The sequence below is a fragment of the Bacteroides sp. AM44-19 genome (assembly GCF_003603395.1).
Taxonomy (GTDB): domain Bacteria; phylum Bacteroidota; class Bacteroidia; order Bacteroidales; family Bacteroidaceae; genus Bacteroides; species Bacteroides uniformis.
Map to the genome: position 1 here is coordinate 36973 of NZ_QTNB01000008.1, position 14515 is coordinate 51487.

6 protein-coding genes are annotated in these 14515 nt (G+C 45.7%); 4 read left to right on the plus strand and 2 right to left on the minus strand.

Annotated elements, in window-relative coordinates:
- Positions 1-19 precede the first annotated feature (19 nt).
- Positions 20-2425, plus strand: a complete 2406-nt coding sequence (locus tag DW947_RS13090) for a TonB-dependent receptor domain-containing protein (RefSeq protein ID WP_117866233.1) — start codon at positions 20-22, stop codon at positions 2423-2425.
- 60 nt (positions 2426-2485) lie between these two features.
- On the opposite strand, the gene DW947_RS13095 is transcribed toward DW947_RS13090, so the two are convergent.
- Positions 2486-4039, minus strand: coding sequence for a cellulase family glycosylhydrolase (locus tag DW947_RS13095; RefSeq protein WP_117866234.1), 1554 nt, complete (start codon positions 4037-4039; stop codon positions 2486-2488).
- A gap of 95 nt (positions 4040-4134) precedes the next feature.
- On the minus strand, positions 4135-8076 hold the full coding sequence (locus tag DW947_RS13100; RefSeq protein WP_098032540.1) for an ATP-binding protein: 3942 nt from the start codon (positions 8074-8076) through the stop codon (positions 4135-4137).
- 233 nt (positions 8077-8309) lie between these two features.
- Here DW947_RS13100 and DW947_RS13105 point away from each other — a divergent pair, with 233 nt between their 5' ends.
- The 3 genes from DW947_RS13105 to DW947_RS13115 are packed head-to-tail and all read left to right on the plus strand — an operon-like array spanning position 8310 to position 14504.
- Positions 8310-11495: a SusC/RagA family TonB-linked outer membrane protein gene (locus DW947_RS13105; protein ID WP_117866235.1), complete on the plus strand. Its 3186-nt coding sequence runs from the start codon at positions 8310-8312 to the stop codon at positions 11493-11495.
- A gap of 48 nt (positions 11496-11543) precedes the next feature.
- Positions 11544-13223, plus strand: a complete 1680-nt coding sequence (locus DW947_RS13110) for a SusD/RagB family nutrient-binding outer membrane lipoprotein (RefSeq protein ID WP_117866236.1) — start codon at positions 11544-11546, stop codon at positions 13221-13223.
- 30 nt (positions 13224-13253) lie between these two features.
- On the plus strand, positions 13254-14504 hold the full coding sequence (locus DW947_RS13115) for a hypothetical protein (RefSeq protein ID WP_117866237.1): 1251 nt from the start codon (positions 13254-13256) through the stop codon (positions 14502-14504).
- Positions 14505-14515 lie beyond the last annotated feature (11 nt).

Below are 14515 nucleotides of genomic sequence, written 5' to 3' on the forward strand. Positions count from 1 at the left end.
CATTGAAATCAAACGCATAATGAAAGAAAATCTACTGAACAACGTTAGAAAAAGAGTGATGGTATGGATGGCCTTGGCAAGTATGGCCACTTTCCTTTCCGCCCAGACTTACCGGCTTTCCGGTTGTGTGCAGGACGAGAACCGCCAACCGGTAGAGGTGGCGAATGTGCTGCTGAAGCAGGCAAAAGACAGTACCTATATTACCGGTATGCTGACCGACACACAAGGTTGTTTTTCCTTTGACCAGCCACTGGGAGAATACTTGTTGCATATTACCCTTATCGGCAGCGAAGACCTCTACGTTCCCGTTGTGCTGCAAGGAAACAAAAACGTTGGCGAATTGACATTGAAATCTTCTTCCGCCTTGCTGGACGAAGTGACCGTTACGGCCGCGCGTCCCGTTATCAAGCGTCTGGTGGATAGGGTAGTGTTCGATGCACATAATACCATAGCCTCTGCCGGAGGCAGTGCACTCGACCTTCTGCGTGAAGTGCCCGGTCTGCAGGTTGGACAAAACAGTATTGGTATTATAGGTAAAGGGGGTATCAAGGTTTATATCAACGACCGTGAGACGAAGCTGTCGGGAGATGAACTGATAGATTACCTCCGTTCCTATGACGCCTCCCAGATACTGAAGGTGGAGGTGATTACCACGCCTCCGTCCAAGTACGATGCCGCCGGAAATGCAGGCATCATCAATATCCGCTTGAAGTCACGTCCCAAAGATTACGTGGGTGGTACGGCTTCCGCTTCCTACAGCGCTGGTGAAAAGGACAATTACGGATATGGCGGGGTAAGCCTGAATCTCAGCAAGGGGCGCGTGTCATCCTTCCTCAACGGGGGTACTACGCAGGGCAACTATGAGACGTGTGAGAAGAATTACCGCTATTTTCCGCAGAACACCTGGAACAGCCGTGCCGACTACACCAATTACATGAATAGCTTCTACCTTCAGGGAGGTGTGGACGTATCGTTGGAACGGGACTGGACTGTAGGTATGCAGGCCATCTATAATCACAGTGCTCCCAAACCGGGCAACGCCCTTTCATGGACGGAAGTTTACGATGCCTCTACCGCCGTATTGGATTCTTTGCTGTACTCCAACAGTGACAAGGATACCAGTTCCGACCGCCTCAATCTGAATTTTCATACCGATAAGGTCTGGGATGACAAAGGCAAGAAAATGACTTGGGATGTGGATTACCTGCGTGACAACCGGGACGAAAATATGGGCTTTCTCTCGAAAACCCTCCTGCCTGACGGTACGGAGATTCCGGGCACAAACTTCGATTACAACTATCTGCAACATCGCAAGGTAGATGTAGTCTCCTCCGCTCTTGATTTCATCCTTCCTTTTGAAAAGTACAAGATAACGGCAGGTGCCAAGGTCTCCTTTACCAACACTCGCAACGGTATCAATTACGATACGTCGGACCCTACGCTGGTGCAGGATGATTATTTCCGTTACAAGGAGCAAATCTATGCCTTATATGCTGATTATAGCCGTGAATTTTCCGAACGTTTTTCCATGCAGTTGGGCTTGCGTATGGAGCACACCCGCACTACCGGTATTTCCGAAGCGAAGGATACGGAGGACAAGCACGACTATACGCGCTTATTCCCTACTGTCTATCTGCTTTATTCGCCTACTGACGGGCATGCGCTGAACTTCAGTTTCTCCAACCGCATCTCCCGTCCGTCACAGAATATGGTCAATCCTTTTCCGTTCTATCAGAACAAGTACACTTACGCTTGTGGTCGTGAAGACTTGAAACCTAGTTATACTTACAATGTCGAGCTGGGATATACGTTGAAGAATAACTTCAATGTTTCTGCCTATTATTCTTATTCGGACGATGTATTCTTCCAGGTTGTGGACTTGGATGCCGAAACGAATGTGACCTCTTTTCTCTGGGAGAATTTCATGCAGACGCATGCTTTCGGGCTTAACAATTCGTACACTTTCCGTACCAAATGGCTGCAAGCTTACGCCCAGCATGGAGTGAGCTATCGCCGGACCACCTCCAGCGCTGCCACCACCTCTCCCGAGGAGAAAGGGTGGGCTTATGACGCCAGTCTGCGCAACACTTTCTTCTTCAATGAAAAGAAGACTCTTCTGGCTACGTTGTCCGGTTCCTATTCTTCCCGTCAGTATCAGGGCATCTATCTGATGAGCCCCACTTACAGTATCAGTGCAGGTATGCTTTACCGGTTGTTGGACAATAAGCTCAGCCTCAGCCTGAATGTCAACAATTTGTTTGTCAGCCATTCCAAATTGGAAACCATGTCCAACAGGCTGAAGATAATTGCCGACAATCAGTTTGCCTTTACCAGTTTCCATATCGGTGTATCCTATACTTTCGGTGGTGATATACGTAGCAAGGGTCAGCGGAACAGTAACGAGGATATTCAGAGGAGGCTATAACGCGGAAAGGGTGCTACCCGGTTTCCCCCTTTTGTTGCTAAGTGAGAGATTGTCGAACTTTCATTGTGGAGCGTTATTGTATAGGCTTTCTAATGTATATGAAGGGTCATTGGAGAAATACCCTTTGGTCATGACATCTATCACATCCTTTCCATTGTTGACATAAGTTCCTGTGGTGTGATTCATCAGCCCGGAACATTCCCGTCCGGCGCCGGCATTGCCGTTGTCCCAATAGAATACGGCCATGCCATTGGTGCGTGCAGCTTTGCATACATATTCCAGGTAGTATTTGCGGAATGCTTCAGAACGGTTGTTGTTGCGGTGTACGCACCCCATTTCTCCAATGTATACGGGAATCCCTTTTTCTACGTAAGCGGTTCTTAATGCTGCAAAGACTTTCTTAAGATGCTCTTCGTCTCCCCAGCTCTCTTTTTTACTGGGGGCGCCGGTGTGTCCCCACTCTGCAAATTTATCTTCCAATGCGAAGGTGGCAGGGTCGTAGTAGTGTACTGATATTAACAGACGGTCTTGTGCCGGGTCTGTCGGGAGCTGCAAGTGTTTTATAGTAAGATTAGGGCTTGTGCAATAGCCGCTGATACCCAAGTAGCGGGTTGCATTGTTGCCGCCGGTGGCACGGACGGCATCTACAAAAACTTGTTGCCATTCGTTGAGTATGGCATATTGTTTGCCTCCGTCGGTGGTATTGGTGCCAGAGCCCCATCTTCCGTCATGGATTTCATTGAGGCCTTCAAAAATGAGGAACTCGCCTTTGTTCTCGAAACGTTGGGCTATTTGTGTCCACATGGATTTGAGTTGCTCTTTGATAGCGGTATTCATGTCCTTGTTTTGTGCTGCTCCTACGATGTCAAGCCAGCGATGCTCGTCAAAACCGTCTTCGTGGATGTGGCGGTGTCCGTCATGATGGATGTTGATAATGGCTTTCAGTCCGGCTTTTTCAGCATATTCCACTACTTCTGCCACGCGGTTCATCCAGTCCGTGTCGATGTGATAGTGTGGGGCCTCGCCTACTTTTCCCAACCAGGTAACGGGGATGCGGACTGATGTAAATCCGGCTTGTTTTACTTTCAAGAGTGTTTCTTGTGTAACTTTGCCGTTGCCCCATGAGGTTTCGTCGGCTATTTCGTTTACATGGGCATCAAGCTGGTTACCCAGATTCCATCCGAGCCCCAACTCCTTTGCCACTTTTACAGCAGGGAGATTCTCGTCTATGGCAGGTTTGCTCTCTTGTTCATTATTTGCAGCCTGGGTGATGATGATGATGGTTTCTTTTTCACCGGCCGTGATAGTTATGCCGGCTTCACGGGCATTCCCTTTATTGGCTTTTGCTGTAAATGTAAATGACGTAAGGCTATCGGAAGAAGTATTTGATTTCAGTGTTATCCACCCGGCATCGGATTGGGCTGTTGCGATGGGATAGGATGAAACACGGATGGTTATTTCGCCACCGGCAGCTGCGAGATTCTGAGGGGATACACTTTTCACGGTGAGATAGGGCAACTCCTCTATGGAGGAATTGGAGCTGGAACAGGACAAAATGTTTATGGACAATAGTATTGCCATTACATTCTTCAAGCAGATGAATTTTGTGCTCATAAAATCAGTTTTATAGGTTTATGGCGACAAAGGTAGTGGCAATGGGGTTATGTATAGTTTGAAATCCTGCATATAGAGGTTTGAAATCCTACAAATCAGCCTATATTCATTCTTTGCCCGGTGTATCGGCTGGGTTGGACACCGAAATATTTCTTGAATAAGGTGCTGAAATATTTGGAGTTTACAAATCCCGTTTGTATGGAAACATCGGTCACCGGTATTCCTTGTTGCAGTAGGGCGGCAGCTTGCTCAAGGCGGATAATACGGATGAAGTCTTGCGGGGTATGCCCGGTAAGAGCTTTCAGCCGTTCGTGGAAGAGAGTCCGGCACATAGCCATGTGCCGGCAGAGCCGGTCAATGTCGAATTCAAAATCGCTTATGTTATCTTTCACGATTTGGGTTGCTTTTTCCACAAAGGCACTGTCCGCATTATTGGGCACGGCAGATTGTACAGGCATTTCCTTGATGGTCTTGTCTGTTGAAAGGGTATGTTGCAGAGCAATTTGCGTATAGTATTGCCGCAGGCGTCTGCGATTCTCTATTTGTGCCTGAATTTTGGCTTTCAGTATATCTATGTCGAAAGGTTTGGCTATGTAGTCATCGGCTCCTTTCTGCAATCCTTCTATGATGGATGTCCTGAAGGTCTTGGCGGTAAGTAGTATGACCGGTATACCTGAAGTGGCAGGAGTGCTTTTTATACGGTGGCACATTTCGTCACCCGGCATACCGGGCATCATTATATCAGATAACACTAAACTGGGATATTGCGTTTCCATATATTCCAGCGCTTCTTGCGCATTGGATTTGTCTATGACCCGGTAAACCGGTTCAAATATACGGCGCATATAGAGGCGGAGTTCATCATTGTCTTCTACAATGAGCAATGTATCCTTGTCCGAGTCACAAAGTGTGGTGTTTTCGGTGGTAGTGAAATCTTTCGTGATTGGAGTGGTAGTGGGCACGGCAGAGGCTGTGACTGCAGCCTTGTTGAGTATGAGCATGAACTCCGAACCTTGGTTTACGATGGAGTTGACTTTGATGTCCCCTTTCAGTAAAGTGGCAAACCGCTTGGCTTGTAATAGTCCCAAGCCGATGCCCGGAGTGCCGGAACTGATGGCATTGCTGGCACGGAAAAAACTTGTAAACAGTTTCTTTTGTTCTTTGGGGGAGATGCCGATACCTGTATCGCTGACGATAATCTGTACTTTGTCAGCTTCGGCTTTCACGTCGATGCTGATTTTCCCTCCAGCAGGAGTGTATTTAAGAGCGTTGGATAGAAGGTTGGTAAGTATCCGGTCCAGTAATTTACTGTCGGCCCACACCCCCAACTGGCAGTTAATGCTGCTTGCCTGCAATGTTTTCTGTTGCTGCTGGCAGAGCGGTTGAAAGATAGTGAAGAGGTTGTCGATATTCTGTTTTAGTGGCACAGCCTCCATTTTGGGGTTCATACTGGAATGGTCTATTCGTTCAAAATCAAGTAGCTGTGATAATATGTCCAGTAGCTTGTTGAGATTGGAATGTGCCAGCCCTATAGACCGGATGGCGTCTGCATGAAGTGTGGAATCCTGACGCAATTCGTCCAAAGGAGCTTTGACAAGCGTAAGTGGGGTACGGATGTCGTGGGCTATGCTTACGAAGAAGGCAATCTTTTCGTTCATATAGTGGCGCACCAACTGTTGCTGTTTGCTTTTGATAATCACTCCTATAATACCGCATAGGGTTATGGTATATAATAGCCAAGCCCACCAAGTGTTCCACCATGGCTGGCAGATGGTGATGCTTGTTGTCCGGTTGCTTAATATAAGCCCGCTGTTGAGGCTGTATGACCGTATGCAAAGTTGGTATTTGCCTGGTGATACATTCGTGTAGCGCAGTTGCTCATTGTTTTCCAACTTGTTCCAGTCACGGTCAAACCCTTCAAGCATGTATTCGTATGCAATGTCTTCCTGATAACGGAAACTTACTGATTCAAATCCTATTGTGAATGAATTGTGTCGGTATGATAAAGTGATGGTGCTATCTGCCAGCATTTGCATGAGCTCTGGACGCATGTCTGTGGATTCTCTGCTGTCTATATTGTCTATCCGGAAGTTGGTGAGCTGTAAAGACGGGGCCTGATAGGAAGTGAGTGAAATGTGGGGTTTGAAAATCAGTACTCCGGTGGTGCTTCCCAGTGCTACACGTCCATCTGCCAATAGGATAGCGGCGGAACGGTTGTAGAATCTCGACATCACATGCTCAAAGTTTTGGTTGTATATCTGCATGGACGGCTGTGGGGGAAGGCAGGCCAGTCCGTGGTCGGTAGTTATCCATAACATCTTGCTGTGGTCGATGAGCAAGGCACTTACACGATTGGAGGGCAGACGTTGCTCGGTAGAGAAAGCCCTTTTTTCAAGAGTTTGCAGATTGCACAAATAAAGGCCTCCGCCATCACTTCCCAGCCATGCTTGTTCATCGTCTATAAATGCTATGGATTGAATGAAAGCATTGAAATCCTCCCCTTTGTTGTCGGTGCTCTTAAATATATGTGCCTGTTTCCCAGTTTGTTTGTTTATCAGTACCAGCCCGTCCACTGTGCCTACAGCAATGGTATGTGCATCCTTTTGTGCTATGCAACGTGCTTTAATTACGTTGTACGATTTCCACTGCCGGGTAGGGTGCTCCAGTTGCAACAACTGGTTGTCCATTGTCCCTATCCATAAATCTCTGTCTGTATCAAACTGTACTGTAGAGAGGTAGTCGGAAGGCAAACTGCTGTTGGTGCTTAAGTAATGATGTAAAATTTCTCCCTGGCTGTTGAGAAGAAAGACTCCATTGCCATAAGTGCCTGCAGCGATGATATCCTGGGAATCGATGGAGATACTTAATACCACATTGCCTGGAAGTATCTGCCTGCATCGGTTATTTGGGGGATTGTATATGCTGATACCATTATCGGTGGCAATCCACAATTCACCGTTGCTTTGTTCGCAGAATGCATTTACATTGTCATCGGCTAAGGATGGTTCTTCTCCTTTGCGATGTCTCAGTAAAGTTGTACTGGTTTCCTCGGGCATCATGAGAAATGCCCCGCCGGTATAAGTCCCTATCCATATATTGTCTTCGCAATCTCGGCATAGGGAATACACTCCCATGGCAGTAAGCATCCGGTTGGTGCGCGTGAAGAGTGGCTCCGCTTCGCCGCTGGATAAGTTGTAGGTGTACACTCCATCTCCATCAAAACCCAATAAAACGGTGGACGGTGTCATTTCTATCATGGAACGGATAGGAGTGTGAGGGAGAGAACCGTTTTTGACAGGCTGCTCTTGCCATGAACTGAGACTGATACTTTTCACTCCACAGTTGAAAGTACCTATTAATAATATCTCCTTGTTTGGAAGTGGTAGGAGACTTTGTACATAGGTGTCCGGGCAGAGTTTTTGTAATAAATTCCTATCCTTGGAATAGATACGTAAGTCACATGTGGTACCTATGGCCATACTTTGAGGTAATTCTGTGATATAGGTCACATGGCAGTCGGAATCAATAAGTTGGGGCGTTTCACCTAATAGACAACAGTAGAGACCGCTATTGAGCCCTATCCACAACTGTTCCTGAGAGTCAATAAAAAGGTAATGGAGAACCAGGCCCATATAAATATGTTCGGCTAAATCAAGGTAGAGCTCAAATTGATCGGTAAGCAGGTTATATCTGTAAATCCGTCCTACGTTATTATAAGCATAAAGTGAATTGTTGGGGCTTATGGTTAACATGGTAGTACTTCCTGAGGCATCGGAAAACCTTTGGTTGGTCCCTAATTTATAGCTTTTCATCGAGCGCCCGTTGAAACGGTTGATTCCATCAAGTGTGCCCATCCATATAGCTCCTGACTTGTCTGTTGCGATGGAAAAGACCCGTAGGCTGTTCAACCCCTCTTCTGTACCAAATTGTAGGCTGGAAAAACGCTGGATATGCTTGTCTGCATGGGCTGTGATTGAGAACAGCATGAAGAAAAGCAAGACCAGAGTCTGTAGAGTTTGTTTAGTGCAGATATACATTTGCTATGCAATGTTGGTTAACGAGTACAAAAGTACATTAACTCTGTGAATGTTCAAAACAATAATCCAATAAGTTCGAATTGTTGAAAGTATTTGTATTGAAAATCAGTGCCTTGTGATAAAATGCAAGAATTCAAACCTGATATGTGGGGATTCAAACCTGATGAATGGATACTTTAATGAACTTTGCGGCCTAACCGAGAATCTGGTTTACAAATTTTATTATTAATATTATGAAAGTAAAGAAATGTAAAAACACGTTACTCTGCGGCACACTTACTCTCTGTTTGTGGGGAGGTTTTTCGCAAGTGAGGGCTGCTTCATTTGAAAATTTTGCAATAGAACAGCAAAGCAACAAAGTAACAGGTATTGTGAATGATGAGTTTGGTCCGGTGATAGGAGCCTCTGTTGTTGAAAAAGGAACCAGCAATGGTGTAGTTACTGACCTGGATGGTAAATTCAGTCTGAATGTTAAACCTGGAGCAACATTAATCATCAGTTTTGTAGGATACAAACAGCAAGAAGTAAAGGCTGGTAATGCTCCATTGAACATTGTACTTGAAGAAGACAGCAAGATGCTGAGTGAAGTGGTCGTAACTGCTTTAGGTATTAAGCGCGAGCGTAAGGCTCTGGGATATGGTGTGGCTGAAGTGCAGGGTGAAGCGTTGACCAAGGCCAAAGAAACGAATGTCATCAATTCAATGGCGGGCCGTGTTCCAGGTTTGGTAGTGACCCAGACTGCAGGTGGAGCTTCCGGTTCTTCCCGTGTGATATTACGTGGTAGTACAGAGATGACTGGTAATAATCAGCCTTTGTATGTGATAGACGGTGTACCTTTGGATAATACCAATTTTGGTAGTGCCGGTACTTACGGCGGTTTTGACCTTGGTGACGGTATTTCCAGTGTCAATCCTGATGACATTGAAAGCATGTCGGTGCTGAAAGGACCTGCTGCCTCGGCTCTTTATGGTAGTCGTGCCAGCCACGGTGTGATTCTTATCACGACCAAAAAGGCCAATAAGGATAAGGTTAGCGTGGAATACAACGGAACGCTGACTTTTGATACTCAGTTGGCTAAATGGGATGATGTTCAGCAGGTCTACGGTATGGGTGCCAACGGAACTTATCCCATTAACGCGGTGTCTAATACGAACATGAGCTGGGGTGCCAAAGCTGACGGTACCAATATGCTTAAGTATTTTGATGGTGTGGAACGTCCTTACCTGATAGTTCCTGACAATACTTCCCAGTTCTTCCGCACAGGCTTTACTGCAACTAACAGTGCTATCATCGGGGTGAATAATGGCAAGACCGGTATTCGTTTCACCTATACTGATATGCGCAATAAGGATATTGTGCCAAAGACTCACATGAGCAGGGACATCTTCAATTTGCGCGCCAATACCAGTGCCGGGAAGTTTGACTTGGATTTCAGTGTTAACTATACCCGTGAAGATGTGAAAAATCGTCCTGCATTGGGAGACAGCAAATCGAATATTGGAAAGAATTTAATGACTTTGGCCACCACTTATGACCAGGCATGGCTCAAGTCTTATCAGGATGCCAGTGGTGAATATGCCAACTGGAATGGTATGGACCCTTATAATGTGAATCCTTATTGGGATGTTTACAAGAACTCAAACAGCTCTAAGAAAGACCAATTCCGTTTCAATGGTAAGGTTGTCTGGAACATCACTCAACACCTGAAGGTACAAGGAACAGCAGGAGCTGAGCTTAATTGGTTTACTTTTGAAGACTACAAGGCTCCTACCACGCCGGGATATGAATCCGGTTACTTGCAGAATAATAATTTCCGTAATCGCATGTATAACTTCGAGCTTCTGGCCCTCTATAATAACTCTTGGGGGAATTTCGACTTTAATGCGACATTGGGAGGTAACTTGTACAAAGTGAATAACCAGACTATAGTCACTACTGCCAAGGACATGAAGATTCGCGATGTGGTGGCTTTGATGAGCTTCAATGAAGTAAGTGTAGAGCCTTACAGTTATCGTAAGCAGATTAACTCTATTTATGGTGCCGTTAACTTGGGTTGGAAGCACATGCTTTACTTTGATGCAACCCTTCGTGGCGACCAGTCTTCCACATTACCCATCAGTAATAACATGTATATCTATCCTTCTTTCTCCGGTAGCTTTGTATTCTCCGAGTTGCTGAAGTTGGGTGACAAACTTCCTTATGGTAAAGTGCGTATGTCATGGGCGCAAGTTGGTAGTGATACCGATCCATATCAGCTCGGATTGGTGTATACCAAGTCTAAGTTTGCTTATCCCGGTTATACTATTGGTTATATCAGTAACGGTACTATCCCCAATAAGGATTTGAAACCTACCAAGACCAATTCATTCGAAATGGGTCTGGAACTGAAATTCTTGAAGAACCGTATCGGCTTGGACTTCACTTATTACAGCCAGCTTAGCAAGAATCAGATTATGGGTATGGCCAGCTCCTCGACTTCCGGCTACGGCTATCGTTTGATTAATGCGGGTGAAATTGAGAATAAAGGTGTGGAAATAGCTTTGAACACTCGTCCGATTCAAACGAAAGACTTCTCTTGGGATTTGAATTTCAACTTCTCGAAGAATAGTAATAAGGTGAAGAAACTGGTGGACGACATGGATATGTTTGAACTGGAAAAGGCTACATGGCTTGACGTACAAGTGGCTGCCAAGGTAGGTGAGAATTTCGGCTCTATCGTAGGTCCCGACTTCCAGCGTAACGAAAATGGTGATATTCTTATCGATCCCTCAACCGGATTGCCTATGTACGACAAGAGCAACCATGTGCTGGGAAATGCATCTTGGGACTGGACCGGCGGTGTTTATACCAACTTCTCCTACAAGAATATTTCACTTTCTGCCGTGTTTGATGTGAAGGTAGGTGCTGACCTTTATTCTATGTCAGCTCGGGCCGCGCATGAAACAGGCAAGAGCATGGCCACTTTGGAAGGCCGCGAAGCATGGTATAAGTCCGAAGAGGCTCGTCAGGCAGCAGGCTATGCCAAGGATTCTCCTGACTGGATACCGACCGGTGGTTTCATTGCTCCGGGTGTGATTGACAATGGTGACGGCACCTATCGTGAAAACGACATTATAATTAATCCAGAAAAGTACTGGATGAATGTTTGCCGCAATGCGCCTTCTATGTTCATCTATGATAACTCTTATGTAAAGTGCCGCGAAATCACGCTGAGCTACACCTTACCTAAAACCTGGTTGAAGAATGTAATAGACGGACTGACAGTATCGTTTGTAGCCCGTAATCCGTTCATTGTCTGGAAAAATATTCCAAACATTGACCCGGACTCCAACTACAACAATACCACCGGTATGGGTATGGAGTATGGTTCACTGCCTTCACGCAAGAGCTACGGCTTCAATATTAATGTAAAATTCTAAGAGACCCCATACAATTTATCCAATACATTATTAAAAAAGATATATACAATGAGACACTATAAATCATATATCACAATGGCGTTGGCAGCATGTACTTTGTCTTTTGCTTCTTGCAGCGATGAGTACATGGAGAACATGAATACCGATCCCTCAAAGGCTGCAACCATTGACCCCAACGCACAGCTCACGACTGCCCAACTCCATACTTATGGTGACCTGGAGGTGAGTGAAACTTACCGTAGCTACATTTATGCCTTTAATCAGCAACTGATGGGCTGCTGGAATACTACGAATTATGGTGGCCGCCATACACTTGACCTTAACGAGATGGGGCATATCTGGCAGAACTACTATTTGAAAAATATCAAGGACCTTACCGATGCGCAGGCACGCACTACGGATGATGACGAGAAGGTGAACATCAATGCGGCTGTCCGCATCTATCGTGTCTATCTCATGTCTCATCTTACTGATATTTATGGTGATGTACCTTACTTTGAAGCGGGAAAAGGCTTTATTGATGGTAAGTTCACGCCTAGATATGACACGCAAGAAGAGATATACAATGACTTTTTTGCGGAACTCGACGCTGCCGTAACAGCTTTTGATGGTACCAAGGACCGCATCACCGGAGATGTCATTTATAACGGTGATATAAACAAATGGAAGAAGTTTGCCAATTCACTCCGCCTGCGTTATGCTATGCGTATCTCGGATGCCAACCCACAGAAGGCCCAGGAAGAGTTTGAAAAAGCTTTGGCTGCAGATGGTGGTATCATTGTCTCTGGTGCTGATGACGCACTGATTCCTTATTTGGATATTGCTTTTGACTTTGGTGGCGAAAGCTATTCCGACTATCGTCGCAACGCTTTGTCACAACGTCTGTATGGTAACGACCCTCGCAATAACCCCAGTTTTATCTGCTCTACTTTTTATAATCAGCTGTTCAATACTGGTGACCCTCGTTTCCTTGCTATCATACGGTTCTACTTTGACCAGATAATGAGCACAACCAGTACCGAAGGCCGCATTGATATCACTGAAGAGGTATTGGCTAAAAATATGGCGCATCCGCGCGATCCAGGTGCATTCTTCTATGAACCTTGGCCCGAAGCGTACGAGAGCGACCTTATAAAAGAATTGCAGGAAAGCAATCCTGCCATTGAAAAGATTTCCATGGATACAGAAACGGAACCCAAGTTGGCAAGTAACTTTCTTGAGGGCGAAAACCCGGGAGTGGTTATAACCTCGGCCGAAGTGGACTTCCTGCTGGCAGAAGCTGCTCTGAAAGGATGGAATGTGGCTGGCTCCGTAGAAGAGCATTATAGAAAAGGTGTACGTGCGGCTATGGACTTCTTGACGGACAATTACGGATGTGATAAAATAACTGATGAAGAGTTCGACAACTATATGGTCAATAACATCATTGGTTACACGGTAGAGCAGAAAAAGGCATCTATCAATACGCAGGCATGGATTCTGCATTTCACCAATCCGTTGGAGTGTTGGGCTAATTTGCGCCGTTCCAACTACCCACAGCTAAAGTCTCCTGCAGAGTATGGCTTCAGCCAGGTTCTTACTGGGGGGGCAGCTATCCCGGTCCGTCTGTGCTATCCTGTGCTGGAATCTTCATACAATAAGAAAAACTATGAGGAAGCGCTGGAGCGTATGGGAGGTAATAATAGCTGGAATACCCCTGTGTGGTGGGATAAAAATAATGTTCAATAATTTCTGTTCAACATCAAATTAACTATCAATATGAAAAAGATATATGTTATGCTGTTTGCCATATTGGCATTCAACGCCTTCTTGACAAGCTGCAGCGACGAAGAGCCGTTCTCTACGGCTACGCCCAATGATGAGCCTCGTATACTCGACCCTACCTTTCCGGACCGGGTCAATGGAAATCTGGCCACATTTGCCAATTTCAGTCGTGACGGCAAATTTTCGATGAAACTCACGGTGACTCCCGCGGACTATACTACCGTAACCTGGTTTGTGGATGGAGAAGAAGTGGCTACCGGTACTGAAATAGAAAAGGAATTTATGGCAGGAACTTATCACCTTAAAATAACAGCTACCACCACTGTTGGGAAATCCACTTACCGTGAGGGGCTTATCCAGGTAAATCCTTTAGCGGATGACCCCAGTGCCACTGAAGTGGCATTCGAACGTATTGTGGCTCCCGGTAATAAAGCTTGTCTTTACGGCGATAACCTGGATAAAGTGGAAAGCATTCTTATTGGTGGGATGGCTGCCACGGATATTACTTATGTGGAGTCGGAAGATGGCAATTATGTGGAATATACTGTGCCTGCCGGCTTGTCGGAGGGAGACTACCGGGCTATTTTTATCGATGCCGAAGGAAATGAATATGGCGCCAATAAAGTGAAAGTGACTAAAGGGGCTATGATTACAATGGGAGCCAACCGTGCTACCGTTGGTACGGCATGGATAATGACCGGTATTAATCTTGATGCTGTTGCCTCGGTTGCGGTAGCTGATGTGGAGGTAGTGGAATTTGCAGAGCAAACTACCACTTCTCTCACGCTGATTTGCCCGGAACTGGCAGAAGGGGAATATACAGTGACTGGTAAGACCAAGACTGGTGAGAGTATACAGTTCTATGCCAATGGTGAAGTTACTACAGAACAGAAAGTTACTATCTCTTCTGAGAAAGCCCTATGGGAAGGCCATCATTATGTGTCTTGGGACAAAGCGGACGGTGATCCGAACAAATCGTTCAACCTAATTCCTCAAGAAGTGATGACTGCCCTTAAGCCGGGAACTATTTTGCGGGTGTATTATTCGATAGAGCCTACAGCAGAATATCATCAGATGCAACTTGCTACCGGTTGGTGGACAGGGCTGATGGATAAGATAGAATTCAGTGAAGATGGTGTTTACGAACTGATTATCACCCAAGAGGTTATTGACAAGATAAATGCTGAGGCCGGATTCCTTTGTGTGGGACACGGTTACTATGTTGACTTGGTAACAGTTCAATAATTTCTAATAAA

What these genes read in the sequence shown, in the direction of transcription:
- DW947_RS13090 (WP_117866233.1), top strand. Translation starts at nt 20, where the DNA reads ATGAAAGAAAATCTACTGAACAACGTTAGAAAAAGAGTGATGGTATGG.
- DW947_RS13095 (WP_117866234.1), bottom strand. Translation starts at nt 4,039, where the DNA reads ATGAGCACAAAATTCATCTGCTTGAAGAATGTAATGGCAATACTATTG.
- DW947_RS13100 (WP_098032540.1), bottom strand. Translation starts at nt 8,076, where the DNA reads ATGTATATCTGCACTAAACAAACTCTACAGACTCTGGTCTTGCTTTTC.
- DW947_RS13105 (WP_117866235.1), top strand. Translation starts at nt 8,310, where the DNA reads ATGAAAGTAAAGAAATGTAAAAACACGTTACTCTGCGGCACACTTACT.
- DW947_RS13110 (WP_117866236.1), top strand. Translation starts at nt 11,544, where the DNA reads ATGAGACACTATAAATCATATATCACAATGGCGTTGGCAGCATGTACT.
- DW947_RS13115 (WP_117866237.1), top strand. Translation starts at nt 13,254, where the DNA reads ATGAAAAAGATATATGTTATGCTGTTTGCCATATTGGCATTCAACGCC.